Genomic DNA, 25,258 nt, shown 5'->3' with positions numbered 1-25,258 from the left:
ATCAGTAAACGTATCTAATCAAGTGAGGGCCCCTGTTTACCCTAACCTACTTATACAATTTTATACCTATGTTTAATTTCATGTAATTTAGATTCCACTATATCCCTATTATCAGAATGTCGTGACAGATATGCCTCACTTGCTTCTTTGAGATAAGCATAAAAACTAGGATAATCCAGTACAGTAGTTTCATCTTTATCAACTGCAGGATGATCAAAAAAGTAACAAACTCCTTCATCTCCGAAGTAACCTTCCTCCCAATCTTCTAGTTCACCTGCAAATAAACACCAGATATGCTCAATACCAAACCCTTGCCCTTTACAATACTTTTCCAAGGCTTTTATAAAGTTCTCATCTCCGATAGCAAAATAATAAAGATCTATCAGTTTTTTTTCAGAAATGTTTTTTTTAATTGACATACAGTATCCTCCCTATTCTCCCCCAAATGACGGGTGGAAATTGGTTATTTGCCCACTCTCATCAAGATACCCCGTGAATCTCAGTCCGTTCGATGCATATCCGGTCACTACTCTTCCGTTAACTATTCCACTTTTTATAGCCTCTTGTCCCCATATTATCATTTGCTCATTTGAGATTATATCAGGGTCATAGACGGTCTTAGGTTGAGGAATATTTTTATACTGGCCAGGCACGACCTTTAATTCCCTATCTAATGCCGGAAGTCTATATTCTATCTCATACACCCCAGGCACGGTCGGGTGAGGAGTTTTAGAAACAATAACATCATTAAAATTCAAACCTTGATCTGTTAGGACTTTTTCAAACCTTTCTAGATTATGACCTCCAACAACTCCCTTATTTCCTTTCCGCACTATTCCTTGTGCATTAATCATATGGTCTTCAAAACCCTCTATAAATTTGAAATTGTTCTTAATAACTTTAGTAAGATTACCCGCTTCCTCAGGCTTAGATACCCCCTCAAATTTAGGTGGATCAGTGACGACTTCCTTTGGCTCCGGGATCTTCTCTATCTTCTTCGGCCTAACATACTCAAGTATTTTTTGCGCACCTGTGCTCTTCAGCATGTTGGAAATGGTCTTGAACGCATAGGTGAACGCCACATCACCAACACCCGCTGCTGAAGAGTTGAATGCTATATTGAATAATCGCTCTTCCAGGCTCTGATCTCCATCTTTTCGGAAATCCGTTACTGAATCAGACACTTCAGTTACTCCACTGAATATGGCTTCTGCCGTCACCGATCGCAACACAGTTGGGGACAGCTTTGTTAATAGAGCTGGCGTCTTGATCCCCTTTAAATACTTGAATGGCAGAAAGAAGCCGACCACATTGCCTGCGATTACTCCAGCCTTTTTTCCGTACGGATCGTCTAACGGGTCTACGTATCCTTCTGGCATCGGTCCCATTATCCATTCGGTAATTAGCTCCGGTAATCCTGCTGAAGCGGTATTAATAGTATTGACTACGGCATTCGAAGTTCCTGTAATCAAATTTGCGAAGAATTGATTTCCGATTCCGCTCTGGGCCCGACGCATTTTGTCTGCCCATTTCTTATCGATCGCATCCATTTCCTCCTTGATTTCCCGATACCGCCGATCCTGCCCTTCCTTCGATAACGTGGCCCAATACGTCTGTTCCAACCTTTTCTGTACTTCAGGATCGTCACGGTTCAATATGTCGTTCACATCTACCGAATTATACGGATCATAGGCTCCTATCGTATACTGAGGCTTGGGGACTTCAATATTGAATAATGCATTCCACGTCTGCTCTCCAATGACTCCGTCTGCCCCGGACAGATCCTTCCCGTAGATTTCCCGGAATCCACCAATCGCCCGCTGGGTCTGTTCATCATAGTAGCCCGTTGCCTCAATATCAAATCCCAATTCCTTCAGACGGCTCTGCACCATCTTGACTGGATCTGAATAGACCCCTGAGTCTTTGGTCAGGATTCCATTTAAACCTCCGAACAAATAGCGCCACATCTGATCGTCTACAACGCCTGCTGCGCTTCTTCGGTTCTCTAGTCCATAATTATCTTTGAACTGATTCACCGCTTTTAGAGTCTCCTCGTCGAAGCAGCCATTGGCCTCTACTTCATAGCCTAGCTCCTTCAGTCTCTGCTGCAGCCGAAGTACTTCTTCGCTATACTTCTCGGGATTTAAGCTTAATTCTTCAGACAAGGGTGGAATATATACCGGCAGTGAAACTGAGGCGGATAAAACAAATGGATACACAGGGAGGGCGCCAAATGGGGATAGGGTTTGATTCTTCTCTTGGAATAGAGCTTCTCGACTCAGGACGAGAGGTATTTTCTTCTGCTGCATTTCTTCGATTTTCCGGATCGCTTCCTTCTCACGTTCAACATATTCTCCTGCCGCCCACCTCAACGTCTTCTCCTTAATTCGCAGCTTATCATCAATCGCTAGGGCCAGCTGCTGAATCTCCTGAACTAAGCGCTCGACCTCATCTGCGGCTCTGCCAACGTAATCCTCCGAATACTTGATACGAGTGTCACCCACGACTCGAGATACATCCTTGCACATGCCCGTAACCTGATCTTCAATCATTCGGTTTAGAGGTCCAAGGCTGTCTGCCAATCCTTCTACCTGATAGGGATTCACCTTCTGCTCCATAAGCCCCGAGCTCCTCTCTATATCCCGTGAAATTGAATAATTTGTCGTAAAGCAGCCTCCGGTCGTTGGCGAAACAACCTAACCTGCTCCCGACCTTGCCTCATACAAGTGATCCACGTCCCTTGCTGAGTCTTCAGACAATGGAAGAGAGCTTCCGCAGGATGCTCACGATCAAACCGATATCCTGCAACGATCCGACATAAGGATTCATCATACACTGCCCTTGTCAGTTCCTCTGCTACTTCATACTTCAATCCATATGGCTCCAGCATCATTGCCGAGCTCTTCACAGCTCCCGTTCCAGCCAAGGCAAACGCATAGTTAATAATTTCAGCAGGTAGATCAAACTGCAGTTCCTCAAGGCAATCACTTAATAGAAAATGTTCCACTAGCAGTTTAAAACTATCATCCCTCTCTAGAAAAAGCTCCACTTCGCAATTCTCTTCCCCTTTTAGAGAGGTATATTTCCCATGGCGAGAGTGAATAAACTCCAGGCTTACTTCATCATTTTCCTCTAGCAAACATGCGAATGCTTGCTCCGGAAAAGCCAGCACCGAGATCAACTCAGCATAATCAGAATCTATGTATAGCTCAGAGTTCTCCTCAAATGACAAAATCCCCTTATGTATCAATCGATCTGAAACCGCAATCCACTTGTTGCGAATTTCTTCTGTGTCCAGATTACCTCGCAAATCCTCAATTCCAAGCAGAGACTCCGCACCAGCCAGCATACATAAGTAAAATAGCTCCTCATTAGGCAGGGTACATTTCACCATTTAGCAAGATCCCCCTCTTTTTCCTTCTATTAGGATTTTCCAACCATATTATAACAATTGGTATATATAGGAACAACCCCTCACTCATCCAGATATAAACACTCATTCTATTAGAATAAAAAAAGCACACCTGCATAGCTATAAACCAGCTATTGCACGATGTGCTCCTGTTCCCTTATACATGAAACCGGGCCCGGAATTTCCCTGGGGACTCTCCGGTCCAGCGCTTGAATTGGCGGCTGAAGTGGGCAATGTCCTTGTAGCCGAGACGGGTGGAGACGGCCTCTACCGTAAGCTCGGGCTCCATAAGCAGAAGCTTGGCCTTCTTCAGCTTCAGGCCTGATAAATACTGGCGCGGAGATATGCCATATACCCGCTGGAAGATGCGGTTGCAAGACGAAGCGCTGTATCCGAGATCCGCGGTGGCGGCTGCTACAGCATCTCTGGAATGCTGCTCCTCCTTTTCACCCCCGGACAAAGCCTCTCCCTGGATATCGCTATCCTCAACGCACTTCTCCAACCTCGCCGCAATCTCAAAGGCAACCCTGCCCATCTTGCTGCTGGCCAGTTCCTCCTCGCCCTGCTCAGACAGCACCTCGCTCAGGCCAGCAAGCAGATCGAATACGGCGGACATGGCCCTCATCTTGTTAGCTATCTTAAGTGGCACCTCATTAGCTGAAGTTAGCGAGATCAGCTTGTCCAAGCTTGGGCGAATCGTCCGAGTCAGGGCGCTTGTCGACTCGTACAGGTCGAAGTTCCTACGGCTCAGCAAGGCATGGAGAATAGGATCATCCGCATTAAAATGCAAACAGTAATAAGTCATCGGCTCTTCACCAATCGCAAGGCTCTCATGAACATCCTCCGGCCTAAGCAGCAGTAAATCACCGGGCTTCTGGATATAACGCTGACTGTTCACAATCATCTCCTGTCCCCCGGCGAGCAGCAAATTGACTTCAAACAAAGGATGAGTATGCCTGGGGTATGACCAATCCTTGGTCACCGTACGGACATGGGATGCAAATATCCGAAATGTCGAATCCATATCCGGCAGCATAAACTCCGCAATATAACGATTATTAGCCAGTTCCAGTTCCATGGCAGCAGCCTCCTTGTACACAAGCTCAAGAATTTTGTAGTCAATTTGGGTAAATTGATTCATGGTTTGGATATAATATATCATTTTCTACCTTGTTATAATTAACATATCACATAATCATCTCTATATACAGGAGGTAGTTAAATTGGATAAGAAGATGTTATTCAACGCACACCACTCTCCAATGGGAGCGTTTGCAAGTTTCACACTAGGTTATCCCGGCAAGAAAGGCGGCTTAGATCTTGAATTGGCTAGCCCGCCCAATCAGAATATATACATTGGACTGCAAGAGGATGGCAAGAACCGTTACCAGGCGCTGCCTTTCTTCGGAGAAGGCCAGGATGAGCGCGATCGCTATACATCTGAACAAGATGGAGAGAAAGAAGTCGTTGAAGATAAGCTTATCACTTCTTTTGACCAAGAGAGCATTACTCGCAGCTTCAATGCGGCAACGGATGAATGGCAGGCTGGAGATCTGACCTTCCGGATCTATTCGCCATTTGACAGTGTACCTGATCCAGCTACCGCCAAGGATGAGGAACTCAAATTTGCCATTATGCCAGCGGTACTGGCTGAGATCGTCGTCGACAACACACGCGGAACAAGCAGCCGCCGGGCCTTCTTCGGCTTGCAGAACAGCGACCCGTACAGATCTATCCGCCGTCTTGAAGAAGTAACGAACGGTGAGATTATCGGGATTGGACAAGGCAGACATACCGCGATTGCGACGAGTGACAGCCGAGTAAAAAGTGCAGGCTTCTTCACAATGGAAGCAATTCTTGAGCCTAAGGTTGAAGAGAATCTGCGTTTTGGTCTCGGAGCCGTCGGCGCTCTGCTTATGGATACACCTGCAGGGGAGAAAGCGACTTACCGCTTTGCGATCTGCTTCTACCGTGAGGGATATGTTACAACCGGTCTCGATACTACCTACTACTACACACGCTATTTTGCAAATATTGAAGAGGTTGCCGCTTATGCGATGGATAACTTCGATAAGAAGGTAGAGATTGCACAGCAGGCTGACCGCATCACAGATGCACCTCACCTGAATGACGATCAGCGCTTCATGTTGAGACATTCGATTCGCAGCTACTATGGCTCTACACAATTGCTCGACCACAAGGGAGAAGCGCTCTGGGTTGTGAATGAAGGCGAGTACCGGATGATGAATACGTTCGACCTGACCGTAGACCAACTGTTCTATGAGATGAAAATGAACCCATGGACCGTGAAGAATGAGCTCGATCTGTTCGTGAAGCGCTACAGCTACACCGATCAGGTTCATTTCCCGGGAGATCCAACTCCATATCCAGGCGGTATCAGCTTCACTCATGATATGGGCGTTGCCAATGCCTTCTCCAAGCCTGAATATTCCTCCTATGAGCTTCATGCGATCGATGACTGCTTCTCGCACATGACGCATGAGCAGCTTGTGAACTGGGTACTGTGCGCTACTGTATACGTACAGCAAACAGACGATAACAAGTGGATCAATGCTAATCTGAGCATTATGGAGCAATGTCTGGAGAGCATGGTGAACCGCGATCATCCAGATCCAGCCAAACGCACAGGTATTATGGGTCTCGATAGCTCCCGCACAATGGGTGGAGCTGAAATTACAACCTATGACAGCCTTGACGTATCGCTCGGACAGGCACGCAACAATATCTATTTGGCCGGTAAAAGCTGGGCTGCTTATGTAGCGATGGAGAAATTGTTCACGAAGCTTGGCCGTGGGGAGCAAGCAAGCCTGGCTGCTGAACAAGCCGATCGCTGCGCAGCGACTATTGTGTCGCAAATGCTGCCGGAAGGATACGTCCCTGCCGTCATTTCAGAGAATAATGATTCTCGAATTATTCCGGCCATCGAAGGGCTGATCTTCCCGCTCTTCACCGGCTGCAAAGAAGCGCTGGATCCGAACGGACGCTTCGGTGCATACATCCAGACGCTGAACAAGCATCTGAATACCGTGCTTCAACCAGGTGTATGCCTGTTCGCAGACGGAGGCTGGAAGCTCTCCTCCACCAGCGATAACTCCTGGCTCAGTAAGATCTATCTGTGCCAATTCATCGCTCGGCAAATTCTCGGCCTGGAGTGGAACGAGCAAGGTAGAGCTGCGGACGCAGCCCATGTCGGTTGGCTGACTTCTACCGCGAATGCTTACTGGAGCTGGAGCGACCAGATGCTCGCCGGAGTGATCTGTGGCAGCCGCTACTATCCGCGCGGAGTGACATCCATTCTGTGGCTGGATGAGCAGCCGTCTGCGTAATACGCTAACCAAGCTATCACAAAAGCCTCACACGACTTTCTTTCCCCCACCAAATGGGGAGGGGAAAGCGTGTCGGGCTTTTTTCTTCCTATAAATTCGTAGTAGGTGCTCGCACCCACTTTCTAAACCTATAGTCCGCCCTCTAACGAAACTGGTATCGCGATTTAGAACAAATCCGGCACCTGAATATTCTAACGAAACTAGGTATCGCTATTTAGGCTAAATTAGGCATTAAAAAATTCTAACGAAACTGGGTATCGCTATTGAAGCAAAAAAGAGGCTTATAGTCCGAATTTCACCCGAATAACGATCTGTAGTTTCGTTAGATTTTATTCGCGGCTTTTGACGAGGAAATAACGATCTGTAGTTTCGTTAGAAAATAAAAAGAATAACCCGAGACGGTTCGTCCCAGGTTATTCCGTAATATCATATGAAAAACTTAATCCGCAGAAGCATTATTCTGTCTGGAGATGGCAAACAATACGAACCAGATTAGCAGGAAGCCGAGCGCTTGAGCGATGGTTACGATCTGCTGGAAAGCGATCCAGTTGATCAGAACGCCTACCATCGGGAAGCTGAGCTCCGCCAGTGTAGCCACAGACGCCTTTGTAGTGGTTAGACCTTTATAGTAGACTAGGATGCTGAGCAGTCCTGGCAGCAGCGCCTGACCAAGCAGGTTAAGTCCTACCAAAGATAGATCGTATGTGCCTGATGGAAGATTCCACGCAGCACCTTCATTCCAGGTTACCGCGAGCAACAGCGGAAGAGCGAGAACGAATCGCAGCGAGGTCACTGTCTCGTATTTCATCTGTCCGACCATCAACCTGCCCATCACGGTCGAACCGCCCCATAGAGCTGCAGCCCCCAAAGATAACAGACTCCCCACTTGCACAAATTCATTCCAGTGCCCGATCGGAATAGCAAACCCAAAGGTTAGAAAATAAGTTCCAGCCAGCGCGATCAGGAACAGAATCGAGAAATGACGCGGTAGCTTCTCTTTGAGCAACAAGCTCGCTAAAATGATGGCGAACAACGGCTGCAGCTTCTGCAGCAGCAATACTGCGTTGGCGTTGCCGTTAGCAAGCCCCATCGTGAACAGGATAGTTGCTATGGCTGAACCGCCCCAAGAAATGAAGAGCAATGCGCCGAGATGCTTCATGCTCATGCCTTTCAGTTCCCCGCGATTCTTCCATAACACTGGAATTGCGATGAGTGCGATAATCACATGCTCCAGCAGAACGATTTGCGCTGAAGTCAGCGCACGGAGCAGAATGATCCGGAATAATGGATCGACACCCCATAGGGCCGCTCCCAATACCACTAGCCAAAAACCGCTTTTTGTCTTAGCAGGACGCGCTGAAGTGGGCTCCTGCACCTTATAGCCAGTACTTACATTTTCCATCTTGCTGTCTCTCCCTCTCCTTGAATACGGAGTCTTGCCAGCAGAAAGCCCCCGTGAATCGACAACAGTCGACATCTACGGGGGCTGATCAAATAAGCATGTGCAAAGACAGGCTTATCGCCTTGTCGCACAAACTTAAGATTGATCTTCTCCCATCCGGACTTTACCGTCGGCTCTGGATTTGCACCAGATCAGTCGCTATCGTCCTACAGGACAGACAGCGAGTCGCGGGCTGTGATTCAATCGCTATGTGCTGATCGAACCATTCACCGCCGGTCAGGAATTTCACCTTACCCCGAAGATCCATATTCAAATTTTTAATTGTTTGATTTTACAATATCCGCTGAATTCATATTACAATCTTTGCCGCGGATATAACTATAATGAATATCACATTATACTTAGTATATGACTTGTTTCATGTATTTTCAATGAGAATAATTTCATTGTTTCATGCTATTTAATATTTGTATGCAGCGCAACAGGTCTACGCAACACAAAATTCGTCTCATTCATCTAGCTCTAATAGTACGTGTTCAAAGAGGCCGGTTTTCAGCACCGAGAAGGTTGGATGAAGCTAGGGACTGAGGAGCGGAACGTACGTTTTTGGTACGTGAGCACCGGAAGGCCCAGCTGAATTCAAGATTCGATGCAGAGCAGCTTCCTTATTTACTTCGTGATCAAAAGCGGACGGTTTGAACAACCTCTAATAGACCTTGTGGATGATCTCCTCGAAATCCGGCTCCTTCATCTCGAAATCGTCAATGTCCCCCCAGGTCTCCAGCTCACGCAAGATATCAACCGTACTCCATTCCTGGCGATTGGCCTCAATCGTTACGACATCCTCCTCCCGGTCGGTTACTCGAATCGCAGGATTAAGGGTATCCGGCAGTTGAAATTGACCGCGGAATGTGACGCGAATCTCGGTTGGCAGGCCGATCGTCTCACGAAGTGAGCGAGCAGTACCATCAAAGGTCAATTCACCGTGATTGATAACCATGACGCGTCCGCAGAGCTGCTCAATATCATCCATATCATGGGTAGTAAGCAATATCGTCTTCCCGAAATCCTCATTCAGCTGCTTGAGAAATTTCCGAATATTCCGCTTCGCATTCACATCAAGTCCAATCGTGGGTTCGTCCAGGAACAGAACATCGGGATCATGCAGCATCGATGCGGCCAGATCGGCCCGCATTCGTTGTCCGAGCGACAGCTTGCGAACCGGTGTAGCCCAGAATTCATACAAATCCAGAAGCTCCGCCAATTGGTCCAAGCGCCTTCGCTTATCGCTATCCGTCACATTGTACATTTTGGCCAAGATATCATAGGAGGCCTTGACCGGAAGATCCCACCACAGTTGACTTCGCTGGCCAAATACAACACCGAGGTTCCGCACCGCCTTCCGCCGCTCCTGGTGAGGATTATAACCGCCAACAACTACCTCGCCTGAGCTCGGATGAAGGATGCCAGTCAGCATCTTGATCGTCGTCGATTTGCCGGCCCCGTTCGGTCCAATGTATCCGACGAATTCGCCCTGCGCAATCTGGAAGTTGATGCCACGGACCGCTTCTTTCCTAGTATATTCCCGGGCGAATAGTGTCCGAATGCCGGAGAATCGTCCCTCACGAACGATCGGGGTCTTGAATTCTTTATATAAATTTTTGGCTTCGATCATTTCTGTGCCCTCCCTTAGCTTAGCTTCCTGTGCTCTGATATTTCGTAATTCCGAACCGCCAGAACCGCATACTTGCCCCAAGACAAATCGTCGCCATCGCGGCCACAGCAGCAAGCACCCAGGGTCCAAGCTCACCGCGAATAATGTATAGAGCTGGAACATAATTGACGAAGCCGACGGGGATGATGATCAGCAGCATGGATGACATCCATTTGGGATATAAGGTCAGCGGATATTGCCCAGCTGTCCTAGCTGCATCCTCGGTGAAGGTCTGTAGTTCTTCAATCCTTGTCGTCCAGAAGCCAATCGTTGCTGTAGCCAACCCGATCGAGAAAAGAATGACCGCTCCAGTTACAATGATGAATAGAGTAAATACGATGGAGGTCCAATCGATCTGCCCGCTGCGCCATAATCCGTTCATTGACCAGCAGAGGATAAAACCGCCCTGCAGCACCTCTCCAAGCATAATGCGGAAATTCCGCGGCATGATGGCAAGAAGCACGGGGACGGGTCTGGTCAGGATTTGATCTAGTTCACCGTCTACCAGATATTTTTCCAAATGATGAACCTCATCGGCGAACGTACGGTACAGCGTCTTGGATAGTGTAATCACCGAGAACAGATAACCAATCTCATGCATGGACCATCCTTGGATTGCCCCAAACTTGTATAGAACAATCGCGATCATCAGGAACTCCGAAATTTGAATCAACGCTGCGAGTACCGATCCTAGAATAAAATTAAATCGGTATTGCATCCGACTGCGAACACTGGTCTTGATCAGTAGCACATATAGCTCCAGCCATGACTTCAGCTTGCTGCTTAGCTTCAGCTTTGGCTCCAAGTCAGGATTCTTATTTTGATTCGGCCTTTTATGCAAATTGGGCTCATCGATTACTATCGGTTGGTCGCCCAAAGTCTGCTGGCTGCTCGAATTCAACTTGTCACTCATCCGCCCTGCACCTCCACTTTATGCCGCAGCACCTTAGTCGCCAGCAGGCAGATCAACGTCAAGAAGGCACACCAAAGCAGCGTCCCCCATAAATGAGAGCCGTGTTCATAACCGAGATAGATGCGCGTAGGCACGTAGAGAAGATACGGGTATGGTGATAACCAGGCTAACTGTGATAACCAGGAGGGCAGCCATTCCAGCGGAATGAAGAAGCCTGCTAATAAATTCACGAGCGCATGATTCGCCCAGTAGAACCAGGAAGATTCTGTCGTCCACAGTGCAGTTACCCCGATCAGATAATTCATGCAAATCGATATGTAGGCTGCGCCAACTATACTGATTGCAACAAGCATAACGGTGAAGCTGCTCTTGGGAACATGAAGCGGGAAAATGATGAGATACAGCATGTAGATAGGGATTGATTTGTAAATGAACTGGTAGGCGATTTGCCCCCATTCGCGCGCCGCCATATGGCTGAACAAATGAACGGGACGCATCAGATCCAGTGAGATTTGACCGGTCCGCACGGCTTGCGGAATGCCAAGTCCGTTCGAGATAAAGCTGGTGATCCACAGCAGGCTCTGCGTGAAGCAGATGTAACTGATCATGCCGTGGGTTCCATAAGTGCCGAGGGAATTATCCCTGCCGAGCCCGATCCAAATACTGGCGTAGATGAATCCGAACATCGCGCTGGCAAGATTGTGCACCATATGTGCACCGCGGTACTGCAAATTGCGTGAATAGGCCTTGGCAGCCAACGTAAAATAAAGCATGAAGCACCTCCGATAAGCATTTTTGACGGCTTGTTCCGTCCACTTCAGACAAGGGCATTTTGCAGCAGTAGGGACAGATATCATACCTTATTATTCCAGAGGTGGCAACTGTTTTTTGTACTAGCGTAGACTAACATCAATAATGGCCTGTCTTATCTACTAGCGAATATCTTCCTGGACCCTATCATAGTACGATCACAAGTCTTTCCGGATCTGTATAGTAACTCAGACTAAGTCTAGTACTTCTCCATTTTCAAATAGTTGCAGAATCGCACTTATCTGAACTCAAAACTGCTGTTATAGCTGAAATAGTTGTAAATCTTCACTTAAATGTATAACCTACACTTAAAATCTCAAATCAAAGGACATAACAACAATAAGTGTAATTCGTACACTTAAATTCCCTTAGATTCGTAGAATAAGAGAAAATAGAAATTTTAAGTGTACATTTTACAGCTAAAACAACTCTTTTCCAGATCGTCACTCATTTAATTGCACAATATGCAATTAAATAAATATAAGTCAGACGCCTTTCTTGAGGTATACGTAGCAATTATAAGCCCGCATATTTATCAAAAAATAGAGGACGCCAATGCCAATGAGCGCCCTCTATTTTTAAGTTGAACCCTTTATCCTATTCCCTGCTCATTTGCCCGTTTAACTTCTCGGTTATGGATTGAGCAGTTTTACTGCTGCAAGCAGTCGAGACAGGATGGCCGCCGCTTCCGCTCTTGTCGTGCGGCTGGCTGGAGCAAATTTATCTTTGCTCTGTCCTTGCATAATGCCTGCCTGGAGCATCAGCTCCACCTCTTCCTGGGACCATGAATGAAGCTGTGAACGATCGGCATAGCCCGACACTAGATCCTTGCTCTCCCCGGCAATAAGGATCACTTCCGTGCCCGTTCCCTGCTTCACCCCGTTCTGCAGTAAACGCAGCGCCCGCGCTCCCATTACGGACATTTCCTCCCGGGTAATTTGCGCGTTCGGACGGAAGCTGTGATCTGCATAGCCTTGCACCAGTCCATAATGGATAGCCGTAGCAACGGCATCTCCATACCATGCATCAGACTTCACATCGTTATACAAAGCACCTCCACTACTGCTGGTTCCCCTTTGAAGATCAAGCGCTCTGACGAGCATCACAGCAAATTCAGCCCGGCTGACAGGCTGCCCCGGTGCAAAGAGATCCCCACCGACACCATTCAGGATTTGTCTTGCCGCCAGCTTCTCAATGACCGCCTGAGCCCAGTGGCCTTCGATATCCGCAAAAGTTACTGGATGATGAGCAGCGACAAAGATTCCATTTGCTGCACTCTTCACAATGACAGTAGTCGTTCCATCAGCATTATTCTCTAGCCACGCCGGAACATAGCTTAGCTTGCCTGTTGCCGGATCATACAGCAGAACAACCGTGGTTGATGGATCAAGCTTGCTGTCTACAGTCCATTGGCGCAAAACATAGATGGCTCCTTCATAACGGTCTACCTGGACCGTCTTGCCTCCTTCCGAGACTTGAACCATAAATTTCATGGCATTTCCCATCAGTTCCATACCTTGCTGCTTTGCCTTATCCTTGAACCCTGCCTGCTCCTGAGGAGAAATTTGAATCGACACGACGGCTTGCTTCTGATCAACAACACCTGCCTGCACGATTACCTGATCGGTCAGACTGAGCGGGAATCGGTATACCGATCCGCCTGCTCCCGTTACCTCGATCACCGCCTCCGGATGCTCAGCCGCTGCTGCTGCTAATACTGCTGCTGTCAGATTCACTCTACCTTCACTATCGGTCTTCAGCTCAATCGTCGTCTTACCTTGACGCAGAGCCTCCTGCAAGACGGAGTCAGACAAGGAACCCGCAGACTGGCCAGTACCTGCTCCTCCACTTGACCCGCCAGTCCCTCCAGAGCTGCTCGTACCTGGATTCTCTACTCCACCTGAACCTGGATTACCTGGTTCGCCTGGATTGACCGGAGGCTTCTTCCCAGAAGCAAAGCCCTCGTTAATCTCCTTGAAGCTGAAGGCGGCCGATGGATTGGACACCATCTTCATCCGATCTCCGCGAATAATTACATTGTCGACGGTTGCAGAGCCTTTAAGGCCCGACGTAACATCGACTCCATTCGTCCCCGTTCCATCGATAACGATATTTCTCAGTAGGACATCTTCTACTGTAAAATCACCATGGGCAATCAGCCCGGCATACGTGCTGTCTTTTACCACATTATCCTGAACCACAATCTTGCCCTTCATATCACTCTCCCCGGCAAATAGCCAGAGCGCTCCCAGACTCACGCCATATCCGGTATCATAGCTGCCGGTACGAACGAGCGTATTCCGCTCCACGACCGTCGTTCCGGCAAAAGGCTCTGCGTTAAAGCGGGTAGATACGGCAATCCCCGCACCATTTGCTACCGTATCCTTGACAATATTATCCTGGATCTTATTATCCTTGCCGCCAAATACGACGATGTTGTCAGCAAGCCAAGGCAAGGTCACCGTATTGAACCGTGCCGTATTGTTCACACTAGGCGTTCTCTCCGAGCCGTTCATATCAACCAGCTTGCTGTCAGTAAATGACCACATCGCGATGCCGTCATCCCCCGGATAGCGGATATCGCTCTGCTCCATCATACTGTTCGTCGTTCCTACGGCAAAGTTAATGCCATCGGCCATCAGATTGCGAATTCTGAGCCCCATCATGTATAGCTCATTGGTCCGTGCCTTCTCCCCGATCGGCTGCGTTAGCCACAGGCCGGCCTTGGTATGCTCAATCCACACCTGCTGAATGATCGAACCTGGACCAAACGCTCCATGAAAAGCATTCGTGAACGCTTCATCATCCCGCTCATTAATGCCGCCATCGATAAGCAGATCATAGACTTCTACCGTTCCTCCATGCCCATAGAACTTGGCCCCGTTCAACGTTGTGTACCACATTCCTGCACCGCGGATCACCGCTGAATCCAAATCCAGCAGTTGATCACCGAAGTCAAAGCTGCCTGCCGGGAACCACACCCCGGTTCCCCGGTCTCTGGCCACAGACAGAGCATCTCTCAAGGCCATCGTATCGTCCTGACCGTCATTCGGAACCGCTCCAAAATCGATAACCGATACGAAGCCTTCCGGCATCTCATAGGCGGGTGCCACCTGCTCCATGTCAACCAGATCAATGGCATAGAAGTCGGCTTGATCCCCTGCATCCTTTTGCAGTCGGATCACTGCCCCTTGCGGCATATCGCCGATCAGCGCATGGATCTCATCGAAGAAGCGATGCCCGCTGCCTTGACGAGGGTCATTCGACCAAGGATAGCTTCCATACTCCCAGGCATATTTTGAGGTCAGCTTAAGCGACTGCTTGAATTGCCCGTTTACATACAGCGACAAGGTCTGCTCATCGCCCGCTCCATCTGTACTGTCCGGAATCGAGTAGCGAACAACGAGCGAATTGGCCGCTTCAGCTAAGGCAAATTCCACATAATCTCCTGTCTGCTTCAACTGGACTGCCTGGCGCCCCGATGCTTCCGAAGCTAGATTGCGGTACTTCCGCGACGCTCCAAGCAGAACTCCGTTCGTCTTCATATCCTCCGCTTCATAGCTCACATAAGGTACCGTTGCTCCGCGATACGCTTTATTTACGCTATTTTTGACGGTTAAACTGTCAATTTGCACGGCCGATAGTTCCCCATTTACACCGCTCAGCGATACCGTATTCATGCCGGCGCGCAAATTCAGCTTTACTTCCGCGGTGCTCAAGCCGCCCGAAGGTTTAAATGCTACTGACTGCTCCTCTAGTCCGTTCACTTTTACGCTCAATAGCTGCTCGGAGCCAGAGTCATTTTTATAGCGAATTAGACCCTTGTATTCCCCTTGCTCCTGCGCATGAACCGCAAACCGGATCAACTTGTCTGTCTTGAAAGCATCCTCCACCATATATGCGATATCCGCAGCTATAGGAGTAAAGCTCCAAAGAACCGATTCCGAAGAAGCCGCTGTTCCATAAAAGATACCCGCCATGTTGTATTGCAGCAGACCGCCTGCATCCACCGCATTGGACAAAGTACGATATCCTAATGGTTCATTCAATATCCACTGCGAGCCCAGCGGCTTCGTGGACGTCGACACGGTTGGTGTCAAGCTGTTGTCCAGTGACAGATAATGGCCCGTAGCTGTGTTCTTGATCAGATGCCGTCCATTAAAGTCCTGCAGAATCCATCTGGAGGCCGCATTCGCATCATCTCCGCTAACTAGCTTAATCGTCCCGCTCTGTTCTGCAAGCACCTTGCCGCCAGCCCCTTGCGGTGCTATCACCATTACATTCGTATCATTCTGTACAGGTGTTGCCGTACTCAGGTTGCGTTCTTCGTCCATATTAGGTGTATTGAACTGCGACGGCGCTAACTCCAGCTCCCATTGCACCGATCCCCAGGAGTCAGGGTACAGGCCTCGTTCCGCATACCCCGTATTGTTCTGGACATGAATGAATTCATCGTCGTAATTACCATATTGGCTGCGAATCAGAACCTGATCCCCGCCTGCGACGCGATTTACCGCCCAGGATGCAGCGCTGCTGTCCCCGGCAGACAGTTCCTTGCTCTCTACAAAAGTATAGTCCTCGTTCAGCGTCAGATAATGTCCTGTAGCCCGGTTCTGAACACGCTGCCGTCCATCGGCCGATTGCTCAATCACCCAATGCGAATAACCATTATCCGCGGCTAGATCGCCATATAATACAACACCGGAATGATTCTCGTATAAATAGGCATGGTTCGCTGCACTCTTAATCCGTACAGGTCCATCCGGCAGAGGCTTCTCAGCGATTTGTACGGGTTCGGCAATAAATATGGATTCCGCACGATCCGCAGCTCCTTCAGCTCTGCTTACTTTAAAGACCGGCTTCCCTTGCTCATTCAGCGTGGCGTATAGATAATGTCCTGTCCAAGCACTCCCAATATTTACCCCATCCTGATCTCGCTGCTCTATTCTCCATTTGATGCTGCCCCATGTATCGTAAACTTCTGATCTGGCTTCTACGGTCAGTTCCGGTTCATCCTCGCTCTCAACTTGCGCATCCGCTAAATTCTGAATAGACAGGTATCGGCCGCTGCCCATATTCTTCATCATCACCGGACCATTCGCACCATTCCTCTCATCCAGGAACCAGATAGAATATTCATCATCCGCTGGCCCGTAAGTCACCTCGGTCACCGAATCCGCCGTCCGCTCATCCTGCAAATATTGGCCCTCAGTTCCCGGAATTCGGAAGCGATACAGTTGGTTATTCTTCTCCCCGACAGGGAGGAACTTCCACTGCGGACTGCCCCAATTCGGATTAATGACGCTGTACTCGGCGTATTTGCTCAAATTCTGGATAGATATGAACTTGGTAAAAGGCTGCCCAGACACCTTATCCGTAATATTGCTGAGTAGATACGTGCCTCCGCCGATATTTTTGCCGCTCCAAATATAGGTCTCATCGATGTTGGACAAATCGCTTAGCGGCGTCGCCTGGATATGCCCGTCAGGCATGTCGGCAATATTCATGTAATGTCCCGTCTCCCGGTTCTTCAGCAGCTTGCGGCCATGATGCTTGACTACGAGCCATTGGTCGCGCTGATCGTCCGCACGTATATTGCCATATTTAATCGTTCCATCCGCATTCTCATATATGTAAAATGGCTGCCAGACATTCTGAATGCGAATATATGGATCCGATCCGTCCAGGACCAGCGCAGGATCCACAAGCTCCCATTGCGACCCAAGACCGTCGGCGTCTGTCGTCACCGTCGCGCTGCCGCCTGATCCGGTGGAAATACAGCTCAGGCCGCCCGACATTACGAATCGTGTTGTAATCGTCATAGCTATCAGAGGCTGTGAGCGACCACTCATAGGTTGCGCTGGTCACGCTGGCCTCTCCACCTGACAGCCGGTCCCCGTCGATATTCAAATAATGGTTGCTGGCCGCATTGCGGATCCGCTTGCTCAGATCATAATCCTCTACAATCCATAAATAGCGCGGGTCCGAACTTGAGGCCGGATCTATCTCACCATAGTGCACTTCTCCTCCGTCCTCATACAGGAAATCTGCTGGAACTATTGCATCGGTATATGCCGCTATTCTGACGGCGGGCAGGTCAGATGCCGGAACGACTCTCCACAAAGCATTGATCCCGTCAGGTCCTCCGGCCCAATCGTTCGAGCGCACGTTGTTATCGTCCGGAAATTGTGGATTCATCCATTTCCCCGGCAGCCCTGCATTCTCGAATACAATATAACCGGGCTGATTGACCGCATTTTCTTGCTTCCACCGGCTGAGTTCAGGCTGCGCTGGATCCTCGTCTATAGCGAATATCCCTGCCCAGGTTGTCTCATTCTGAGTAATGAGATGCCCGGTAGCCCGATTGCGAATCGTGATCTGATCCCCGCTGCTGATCTCAATATACCAATGGGACATCAGATCATCAGCCGGCCTTGCACCATGCTTAACTAATCCATCTTCCTCATAGATAACACTACCGGGATGCATATAGCTCTCGATGCGGACAGGACTGCCCTCCACCGCAATGAAAGCCCACTGTGGACTCTCAAATGTAATGTTGATATCTGAGCTCGCTTCCGCAAAGCCCATCTGGTCCTCCTCGTGGATCACGAGATTGCCTTCCGGCGCCGTTGCACTGCGGATAACCATATACCCAGCCCGGTTCGACCTGTCGATGATCCACTTCTCCGCGTTCGAACCCGCTGTCTCGTTCGTCGTCAGCGCTTGATAGCGCTGTGTCGTCCTGGCCACGGTGATGTAATGACCTGTCTTGACATTCTTAATCCGGGACTGTCCCTGATCCGTAGCTACGACCCACTGCGCCGATTCATCAGCTGGATTCGTCATACCGTATCTGACCGTACCGTCTGACGCTTCGTACAAATAATTGCTCTTCCATTTGTTCTTGATCAGGACTTTGCCGGAGGGAATCTCCGCGGCCCCGCTTCCTTCCGCCGCGGCCTTTGCCTGGCCGGCAAACGTCGGAAAAGCCGAGACAATCAGCAGCAAAGACATCAACGCGGCCAAGATCGGCTTCAGTCGTCTCATTGTAGCAACCCCCTTATTCAAATTGGGACTTCCCTCTCATCATAGAATAACAGCGCTTACATTCTGATGTGCGTTTGTATTGGAAAAAGGTGTATTATTACGCAACTGCCCTGGCATCATTTGCTTGACAGAAAAATACAACTATGATTCAATATGAATGAATTCAAAAATATTCATTCATAAGAGGTCAATGAACCCATGGACAAAAAAACGATCATCTTTAACTGTGGCTGGGAATTGTTCAACTCCAAAGGATTCAAGGATACGAATATTTCAGATATTGCCAAAATGGCCGGGATAGCTGTCGGTACTTTCTATAACTACTACTCCTCGAAAGAAAAACTGTTCTTTGAGATTTACATGAAGGAAAACGAGAAATTGAAAAAACATATTATCGAATCCCTGGATATGAATCAAGATCCCGTCGTTCTGGTAAGACAGTTAGTGGAGCAGAACATCAGCGCCATGAATTCAAATACCATTTTGAAGGAATGGTATAACCGCGATCTCTTCCGGGAACTGGAGCAGCACTATAAAGAAATTAAGAGCGGTGATGATCCGATCCACAGCTTGTATACTGAATTATTCAAAAAGTGGAGATCCGAAGGAAAAATAAGAGACGATGTTAATGATGAGCTATTACCCGCTTTTTTTGAGTCGCTAGCTTATATCGATACACATAAAGAAGACATCGGGCTTCACCATTTTCCGCAGTTGATTCAGTATTTAGCAGAGTTTATCATGAAAGGCTTAACAGATCGCCAAAAGTAGGATTGCTGCCAGGTGATCTTTTTTTCACCTCGAAGTGAATGAATATAAAAATATTCATTCATTTTAATGAGTTTCCACATTGTTATCCAGCTTCGCATCATTATCGGGCACTGATCTCCTGGTACTCATTATGAAAGGGGGTGGTTCTCGCATGGGCCTATAAGACTTCCCAAATCTTGAAATGATGCCATGGGGATGCTAGTCATAAATTACAATGGAGGTTGATCATGAAACGAACAGGAGAAATCGCGTTAAGTATCATTGGGTCCATATCGGGCCTCATTATGATTGTCGTCGGTATCGTATTCTTATACCACAAAGACAATGCAGATTATTTGAATTATCTGCATGCTAATTGGACAGACAGCCAAGTCGCAGCTTCCCTTGAGCAGATGAACCAGGCGGGAACCTTATGGGTTCTTCCCGGGGGGATTGCTGCGGTATTAGGCATCATTAGCATCATTTTGATGAAAGCAGGAGACAAGCAGAAGTTCACTGGATGGATGCTTATTATTGTAACCATCATAACTTGCTTCATTTCCGTGTTTGGAATGATTCCCGCCATATTCTTTATAATAGCTGGCATTATGGCATTGGTTAGAAATCCAGGGGCAGCCAGAAGACAATCGATCAGGTAAGCGAAAGAAGTATACTACGCAGCAAAGCCGCTATATTACTGCTTATCGCAGTATAGCGGCTTTATATTGCCTTCCTATGAACATCCCGCATCCGATTACGAACAGGAAAATGGCTATAAATTGCGAGGTCGATAGAATACCGACACTTCCACGTATGATATCCCCTCTGAAAAATTCAAGTATAAATCTGCCGCCGCTATATAAGATCAAATAGAGTGCTGCTACCTGACCGTCGGCTTTTTTTCTCTTCGCATAGAGAATCAGTGCCGCAAACAAAAGGAAATCCAAGCCGCTTGAAATTAACTGGGTGGGGATCAGCGGTACGCCGCCTGGGGCAAGCGAGGAGGATGGAAACACCACTCCAAACGCACTATCTGTCTCCCTGCCGTAACAGCAGCCTGCCATAAAGCAGCCAATGCGCCCGAAGCCTTGTGCTAGCGCGACAGAAGGGATAATCAAGTCAAAATACTTCAAGAACCCTATCTGCTTCTTTCGGCAATAGATATATCCGGCTAATACGCCGCCTATAATCCCTCCGTATACTACAAAACCGTCTGTGATCGTCAGCAGCAAGAGGCTAGGATTTTGCAAGATATTCTCCATCTGAGTGAGCCAAAACAAAACCTTGGCGCCTATTGCTCCGCCTACTAGAACCCAAACTGTTAGCGAATCAATATGACTGCTATCGATGTTGAGCCGCTTGGCCCGCTTCATCATAACCATGTAAGCAGCCAGGACACCAATGGCGATCATCACCCCGTATCCATGAACCGTAAAGGGCCCTATTGAAAATAGATCATTGTACACGCTATCCCTCCTCTGCAAAATTAAAAATGTCCTCACCAGCATCCAGCATCGCCGCTATTCGTTTGGATACCTCAGCAAAAATATGTAGGGCATTGTCATTACTGCCGATGCGGCTTCTCTCTTCATTCAGCAATCCGAAAGTTCCATAGACTATAAATATAGCAGAGCTATGGCTGTCATCTGTCTTTATAAATCCCTGCTCAATTCCCTCGTCCAAATAACGCCTTACCGGATCGATAGCACCCCTCAGCATTTTGCCTGACAATACGCGGAACACCTCAACATCATGCCGGGTCCCCCGTACTTTGTCGCGACCGTTCATTAATCCCATCCAATGAATGAGCACGCGCTTGTAGCGCTCCGGGTAGGGAATCCTCTTATCTTGTAAAATCTCAGAAATACCGGACACGAACAAGTCGGTATACTTGGCCATGGCGGCTTCAAATATTTCTTCCTTCGAAGCAAAGTGATGATAGAACATGCCAAACGAACCGTTGGCCTGTGTGTAAATATCTTTGACTGAAGTATTGATGTAGCCCTTCTCCATAAACAGCTTGATTGCAATATCCAGTAATTCTTCTTTTCTCTCTTCCGGCTTCTTAACAACCCTGGCCATATAGCACTCTCCTAACAGAGTCCGACTCTGTTAATATTGTGCATTACAGAGCGAAACTCTGTCAAGTGTAGGGCCATGACTTCTACGGCGATTGTTCCCCATTAGCATGTTCCCCCACTGGTCTTATAAATGAGAAACGCCGCCTCTTAACAAGCCGGGCGACGCTTCATTGATGTGGTGTCGAAAGTGATTTCTTAGGAATGAATGTCCAAGTAATAAGGCCTACGTTGTCTGAAAATAACCCATCGCTTATAACCAATATGCTCTAGTGTCTGGCGAACCTCTTCCCATTCATCTCCGACCCGCAGCGGATCATGCGCATCCGAGCCAAAGGTAACATCTACGCCATAATGGCAGGCCTGCTCGATGATATTTATAGAAGGATACCAGTCCTTCGCGCTCTTCCGGAATCCACCCGTATTCACTTCCAGTACAGCCCCTCTCTCAGCCATCGTCTTGAGTAAAGGTGCGATATAGGGCGCATATAAGTCTTCGAACGACGGATTCCCTCGATGAACCCGGTCCATATGCCCGATGATGTTCACCCCATCGCTCTGTACAGCATGCTGCATCAGCTCGATGAATCTTCTAAATTCCGCCATCCGCTCTTCCTCAGAAGCCTGGCTCCAATCCAGTCCTTGAAGAATAAGGGACGGAGAGGTGAAATGGATCGAGCCAATCACATAATCCAGCGGAAAGCCGCTATATACCTGGTTGTACAATACCATATGCTCCTTAAAAATATCCGATTCGACCCCGATTAACAGCTCGAGCCGATCTCTATATTTCTCTTTTAACTGTATAGCCTCTTCTACATAGCGAGCAAATTCGCTCTTGGCCATAGCCAAGCCTGGAAAGGGATGATCCTCATCTGCAAAAAAATACGGAGAATGATCGGTAATACCAAGCACCTGTATACCCTTAGAGATTGCGCTTTCAATATACTGCTCGATGGTCCTCGTAGCATGTCCACATCGTTCGTGATGCGTATGTAAGTCAAACATAGCTCCTCCTCCATTCTTCATGGTTCATTCACTCAAAATCAAAAGCAACCGCCCAACGCACAAGTTGTAGGAGCCCGAACTCCAGAATGAATCAACAAGTTACTATACACCCTCTCTTTGTGCAACCGATTGCATTATTATTATATAAAACTTTCTCTCGTATTGAAATGCACTTTATTGCGATTATCGTCAAACATCCCTTCTTCGCTTCAGTCGCTTAACAGCATCCGATACTGAGAATTAAGGCAGTGCCAACGTAACAACAGCAAAGAAGCCACCCCGCATTGATACGGACGCAGCTCCTTAGCTGTACATAACGATACGCATACCTGCCAGTCCCACTACAAACTCAAAACTGCAAATATGCAGGCTTTATCGCATCAAATCACTAGTTATTAGGAAAAACCTGCAAATATGCAGGCTTCTCTCCTTTTTTCTTGAAATCAAGCTGATGTGGAGAAAAAACTGCATCTTCGCAGGAATTCACTATTTCAGGTCCATCTGTTTGCGAAATTCCTGCATAATTGCAGGCTTTTATGATGTATGGAGCAATTAGCATCGTTCTCGCTCCTATCCACACTTAGCCTTTGACCGAACCGCCCATCAGCCCTCTGACGAAATACTTCTGCAGTAGGAAGAAGATAGTGAGCGGCATCAGCATCGAGATGAAAGCAGCCGAGGTTAGGAGATGCCAATCGCTGCCGCGGGAGCCGACCAGATCGGCGATCTTCATGGACATCACCTGCACGCTTGGCTGGTTGCCGATGAAGATGAGCGAGACAAGATAGTCGTTCCACACCCACAGGAATTGGAAGATCCCGATCGAAGCCAGGGCTGGCACTGATAACGGAAGGATCAATCGACTGAAGATCGTAAAATGACTGGCCCCATCTATGAAGGCCGATTCGAACAAATCCTGCGGGAGCTGACTAATGAAATTGTACATAAAGTAAGTCACGAGCGGCAGTCCAAAGGCCGTGTGGGCAAGCCAGATCCCTAGATAGCTCCCGTTCAGGCCTAGTGCCGTGTAATCCTTCAGCACCGGAATCAGCGCTACCTGCAGTGGAATAACGAGCAGTGCAATGATGGCGACGAATAATGTCTTCCTGCCTGGGAAACGCAGCCAGGCGAAGGCATAGGCGGCAAAGGAGGCAATCAGCACAGGGATCACTGTCGCCGGAACGGCAATCGTCAACGTATTCAAGAAGGCTTGAGACAGGCCGGTTCCCTTCTGAATCGTCTCGCTACCGTCAGCCTGCTTGAGCTTATATTCCTTACCGGACAGCACATTCCTGTAATTGTCCAGTGTGAAGTTCAGCAGCGCCTCCCAGCCGCGTTCCTGCACATTCAGCGTTCTCGCTCTGCGGTTCTCCCATTGCAATCGCTGACCGTCAACAACAACGCCCGCCTTCAACTGCTCATCACTGAAGGTTTCGCCATCGACCTGAATCGGCTCGCGCAGATCCGTCTCCTTCGGTAAGGTCAGCGTATCCTTCGTCTGCCAGCCTTGATGGGGAAATACCTTCCACCATCCGCTCTGAAGTATATCAGCCGCCGGACGGAAGGAAGAGATGAACAGTCCGAGCGTAGGAATCAGCCAGATCAGACAGATGATACCGAGCACAATGTTGACGACAGTCTTGCTGCCTCTTCGTCTGGACTTTGCGGCCATTTACCATCCCCCCTGTCTGCGGAACTGCCGCAAATTAATAATAATGACAGGAATGATCGCAATCAGCAGGACAATGGCCAGCGTCGATCCATACCCGAAATTACGGTACATGAAGAATTGGCGGTAAAATTGTGTAGCTACCACCTCGGTATCATACTGACCTCCGGTCATGACCATGACGACATCGAATATTTTAAGCGTAAATACAATAATCGTCGTCGTTACGGTCAATATTGTCGCCGAAATATACGGAATAATGATGCGGCCGAATATGCGGATCTCACCGGCGCCATCGACGCGGGCTGCCTCCAGAATATCATCGGGAACCCCCTTGATCGCTGCCGAGAAAATTACCATTGCGAACCCGGTCTGCATCCAGATCAGAATGACGATCAGGAACAGATTGTTCCAGGGCTGAAGCATACTCGTCCATGCCTGCGGCTCGCCGCCGAAGAACATGACTATCGCGTTGAGCAGGCCGATCTGTTCATCACCCGGCTGATAGTAGTAGATGAACTTCCAGATGACCCCGGCAGCGACAAACGAGATGGCCATCGGCATGAAGATGATCGCTTTGGCAATACGCTCATAGCTGCTCCGATCCGCCAATATGGCGATTAACAGCCCCAGCGATACACAGGCAAGTGTGCCGATGAATACCCAGAGCAGATTGTTGCGCAGCGCAACGCCCAGCAGCCGATCACTGAAGATGGCCGCATAATTGCCGAAGCCGATGAATCGATCGGAGGAGGCGTTGAAGAAGCTTAAGTAGAAGGTACGCAGCGCTGGAATGATCAACAGCCAGCCAAGGAGTATAGCTGCGGGGCCGATGAAGATGTAGGGTAATATTTTACTGCGAAGATGATCCGGATACTTCTCCACTGCCCAGTTCAACGTATAGTAGAGGAAATAGACGCCCAGCACTCCCCATAGAACAGCAAGAACGGCCGTAATAAGCGGATTTAGAGCGGTGTTGCGAAAAAAGAAGAAGATTGCCCCATGAACTGCCGTGTTCACTACAAGCACAACAAGCGATAGCAGAATCGCCCCTATGCTGATTTTGGATTTGATCACTTCCCGCATACGGCCGCCTCCTTTTTTA

General features: G+C 48.4%; 19 protein-coding genes and 1 riboswitch. Of the genes, 3 read left to right on the top strand and 16 right to left on the bottom strand.

Features of this window, described 5'->3' with window-relative positions; all coding sequences use genetic code 11:
- Nucleotides 1-50: 50 nt before the first annotated feature.
- The 4 genes from cdiI to ABD014_RS09470 form a co-directional block, all read right to left on the bottom strand.
- Complete coding sequence (gene cdiI, locus ABD014_RS09485) at nt 51-419, bottom strand: ribonuclease toxin immunity protein CdiI (RefSeq protein WP_343860272.1); 369 nt, start codon at nt 417-419, stop codon at nt 51-53.
- A 12-nt stretch (nt 420-431) separates the two neighbouring features.
- Complete coding sequence (locus ABD014_RS09480; protein WP_343860271.1) at nt 432-2,618, bottom strand: peptidoglycan-binding protein; 2,187 nt, start codon at nt 2,616-2,618, stop codon at nt 432-434.
- Between the two features lie 17 nt (nt 2,619-2,635).
- A complete protein-coding gene (locus tag ABD014_RS09475; protein ID WP_343860270.1) occupies nt 2,636-3,394 on the bottom strand; it encodes a hypothetical protein in 759 nt (252 codons plus the stop codon).
- A gap of 175 nt (nt 3,395-3,569) precedes the next feature.
- Entirely contained in the window at nt 3,570-4,490 is a 921-nt protein-coding gene (locus ABD014_RS09470; RefSeq protein WP_343860269.1) for a helix-turn-helix domain-containing protein, read from the bottom strand.
- Between the two features lie 157 nt (nt 4,491-4,647).
- On the opposite strand from ABD014_RS09470, the gene ABD014_RS09465 reads away from it, so the two are divergent.
- Entirely contained in the window at nt 4,648-6,759 is a 2,112-nt protein-coding gene (locus ABD014_RS09465) for a glycoside hydrolase family 52 protein (protein WP_379337541.1), read from the top strand.
- 439 nt (nt 6,760-7,198) lie between these two features.
- On the opposite strand, the gene ABD014_RS09460 is transcribed toward ABD014_RS09465, so the two are convergent.
- The 6 genes from ABD014_RS09460 to ABD014_RS09435 form a co-directional block, all read right to left on the bottom strand.
- On the bottom strand, nt 7,199-8,161 hold the full coding sequence (locus tag ABD014_RS09460; RefSeq protein WP_343860265.1) for a DMT family transporter: 963 nt from the start codon (nt 8,159-8,161) through the stop codon (nt 7,199-7,201).
- Between the two features lie 140 nt (nt 8,162-8,301).
- A riboswitch (FMN riboswitch) is annotated at nt 8,302-8,468 on the bottom strand.
- A 399-nt stretch (nt 8,469-8,867) separates the two neighbouring features.
- Nucleotides 8,868-9,836 carry an ABC transporter ATP-binding protein gene (locus ABD014_RS09455; RefSeq protein ID WP_343860263.1) on the bottom strand — a complete coding sequence of 323 codons (969 nt, stop codon included), beginning with the start codon at nt 9,834-9,836 and terminating at the stop codon, nt 8,868-8,870.
- A 19-nt stretch (nt 9,837-9,855) separates the two neighbouring features.
- A complete protein-coding gene (locus ABD014_RS09450) occupies nt 9,856-10,593 on the bottom strand; it encodes an ABC transporter permease (RefSeq protein WP_343860675.1) in 738 nt (245 codons plus the stop codon).
- Nucleotides 10,594-10,784: 191 nt separating this feature from the next.
- The gene (locus tag ABD014_RS09445; RefSeq protein WP_343860261.1) at nt 10,785-11,561 is read right to left on the bottom strand and encodes an ABC transporter permease; all 777 of its coding nucleotides are present in this window, start codon (nt 11,559-11,561) and stop codon (nt 10,785-10,787) included.
- Nucleotides 11,562-12,230: 669 nt separating this feature from the next.
- The gene (locus tag ABD014_RS09440; RefSeq protein ID WP_425542068.1) at nt 12,231-15,278 is read right to left on the bottom strand and encodes an S-layer homology domain-containing protein; all 3,048 of its coding nucleotides are present in this window, start codon (nt 15,276-15,278) and stop codon (nt 12,231-12,233) included.
- Between the two features lie 1,945 nt (nt 15,279-17,223).
- A complete protein-coding gene (locus tag ABD014_RS09435; protein ID WP_343860259.1) occupies nt 17,224-18,648 on the bottom strand; it encodes an RICIN domain-containing protein in 1,425 nt (474 codons plus the stop codon).
- Nucleotides 18,649-18,846: 198 nt separating this feature from the next.
- On the opposite strand from ABD014_RS09435, the gene ABD014_RS09430 reads away from it, so the two are divergent.
- Complete coding sequence (locus ABD014_RS09430) at nt 18,847-19,419, top strand: TetR/AcrR family transcriptional regulator (RefSeq protein ID WP_343860257.1); 573 nt, start codon at nt 18,847-18,849, stop codon at nt 19,417-19,419.
- 227 nt (nt 19,420-19,646) lie between these two features.
- The gene (locus tag ABD014_RS09425) at nt 19,647-20,057 is read left to right on the top strand and encodes a DUF4064 domain-containing protein (RefSeq protein ID WP_343860255.1); all 411 of its coding nucleotides are present in this window, start codon (nt 19,647-19,649) and stop codon (nt 20,055-20,057) included.
- Nucleotides 20,058-20,099: 42 nt separating this feature from the next.
- On the opposite strand, the gene ABD014_RS09420 is transcribed toward ABD014_RS09425, so the two are convergent.
- From ABD014_RS09420 to ABD014_RS09395, 6 genes are all read right to left on the bottom strand, one after another.
- Nucleotides 20,100-20,864: a prolipoprotein diacylglyceryl transferase gene (locus ABD014_RS09420; RefSeq protein ID WP_343860253.1), complete on the bottom strand. Its 765-nt coding sequence runs from the start codon at nt 20,862-20,864 to the stop codon at nt 20,100-20,102.
- 1 nt (nt 20,865) lies between these two features.
- Nucleotides 20,866-21,480 (bottom strand): TetR/AcrR family transcriptional regulator, encoded by a 615-nt coding sequence (locus ABD014_RS09415; RefSeq protein WP_343860251.1) that lies wholly within the window; start codon nt 21,478-21,480, stop codon nt 20,866-20,868.
- A 194-nt stretch (nt 21,481-21,674) separates the two neighbouring features.
- Complete coding sequence (locus tag ABD014_RS09410; protein ID WP_343860249.1) at nt 21,675-22,484, bottom strand: histidinol-phosphatase; 810 nt, start codon at nt 22,482-22,484, stop codon at nt 21,675-21,677.
- A gap of 388 nt (nt 22,485-22,872) precedes the next feature.
- Entirely contained in the window at nt 22,873-23,043 is a 171-nt protein-coding gene (locus tag ABD014_RS09405) for a hypothetical protein (protein ID WP_343860247.1), read from the bottom strand.
- A 21-nt stretch (nt 23,044-23,064) separates the two neighbouring features.
- Entirely contained in the window at nt 23,065-24,156 is a 1,092-nt protein-coding gene (locus ABD014_RS09400; RefSeq protein WP_343860245.1) for a carbohydrate ABC transporter permease, read from the bottom strand.
- Nucleotides 24,157-25,239 carry a carbohydrate ABC transporter permease gene (locus ABD014_RS09395; protein ID WP_343860243.1) on the bottom strand — a complete coding sequence of 361 codons (1,083 nt, stop codon included), beginning with the start codon at nt 25,237-25,239 and terminating at the stop codon, nt 24,157-24,159.
- Nucleotides 25,240-25,258 lie beyond the last annotated feature (19 nt).

Source organism: Paenibacillus motobuensis (genome assembly GCF_039521865.1).
Classification (GTDB): domain Bacteria; phylum Bacillota; class Bacilli; order Paenibacillales; family Paenibacillaceae; genus Fontibacillus; species Fontibacillus motobuensis.
Note: the sequence above shows the minus strand (reverse complement) of the source record. Positions and strands in the feature narration are given on the sequence as shown.

What these genes read in the sequence shown, in the direction of transcription:
- cdiI (WP_343860272.1), bottom strand. Translation starts at nt 419, where the DNA reads ATGTCAATTAAAAAAAACATTTCTGAAAAAAAACTGATAGATCTTTAT.
- ABD014_RS09480 (WP_343860271.1), bottom strand. Translation starts at nt 2,618, where the DNA reads ATGGAGCAGAAGGTGAATCCCTATCAGGTAGAAGGATTGGCAGACAGC.
- ABD014_RS09475 (WP_343860270.1), bottom strand. Translation starts at nt 3,394, where the DNA reads ATGGTGAAATGTACCCTGCCTAATGAGGAGCTATTTTACTTATGTATG.
- ABD014_RS09470 (WP_343860269.1), bottom strand. Translation starts at nt 4,490, where the DNA reads ATGGAACTGGAACTGGCTAATAATCGTTATATTGCGGAGTTTATGCTG.
- ABD014_RS09465 (WP_379337541.1), top strand. Translation starts at nt 4,648, where the DNA reads ATGTTATTCAACGCACACCACTCTCCAATGGGAGCGTTTGCAAGTTTC.
- ABD014_RS09460 (WP_343860265.1), bottom strand. Translation starts at nt 8,161, where the DNA reads ATGGAAAATGTAAGTACTGGCTATAAGGTGCAGGAGCCCACTTCAGCG.
- ABD014_RS09455 (WP_343860263.1), bottom strand. Translation starts at nt 9,836, where the DNA reads ATGATCGAAGCCAAAAATTTATATAAAGAATTCAAGACCCCGATCGTT.
- ABD014_RS09450 (WP_343860675.1), bottom strand. Translation starts at nt 10,593, where the DNA reads ATGCAATACCGATTTAATTTTATTCTAGGATCGGTACTCGCAGCGTTG.
- ABD014_RS09445 (WP_343860261.1), bottom strand. Translation starts at nt 11,561, where the DNA reads ATGCTTTATTTTACGTTGGCTGCCAAGGCCTATTCACGCAATTTGCAG.
- ABD014_RS09440 (WP_425542068.1), bottom strand. Translation starts at nt 15,278, where the DNA reads ATGAATACGGTATCGCTGAGCGGTGTAAATGGGGAACTATCGGCCGTG.
- ABD014_RS09435 (WP_343860259.1), bottom strand. Translation starts at nt 18,648, where the DNA reads ATGAGACGACTGAAGCCGATCTTGGCCGCGTTGATGTCTTTGCTGCTG.
- ABD014_RS09430 (WP_343860257.1), top strand. Translation starts at nt 18,847, where the DNA reads ATGGACAAAAAAACGATCATCTTTAACTGTGGCTGGGAATTGTTCAAC.
- ABD014_RS09425 (WP_343860255.1), top strand. Translation starts at nt 19,647, where the DNA reads ATGAAACGAACAGGAGAAATCGCGTTAAGTATCATTGGGTCCATATCG.
- ABD014_RS09415 (WP_343860251.1), bottom strand. Translation starts at nt 21,480, where the DNA reads ATGGCCAGGGTTGTTAAGAAGCCGGAAGAGAGAAAAGAAGAATTACTG.
- ABD014_RS09410 (WP_343860249.1), bottom strand. Translation starts at nt 22,484, where the DNA reads ATGTTTGACTTACATACGCATCACGAACGATGTGGACATGCTACGAGG.
- ABD014_RS09405 (WP_343860247.1), bottom strand. Translation starts at nt 23,043, where the DNA reads ATGCTAATTGCTCCATACATCATAAAAGCCTGCAATTATGCAGGAATT.
- ABD014_RS09400 (WP_343860245.1), bottom strand. Translation starts at nt 24,156, where the DNA reads ATGGCCGCAAAGTCCAGACGAAGAGGCAGCAAGACTGTCGTCAACATT.
- ABD014_RS09395 (WP_343860243.1), bottom strand. Translation starts at nt 25,239, where the DNA reads ATGCGGGAAGTGATCAAATCCAAAATCAGCATAGGGGCGATTCTGCTA.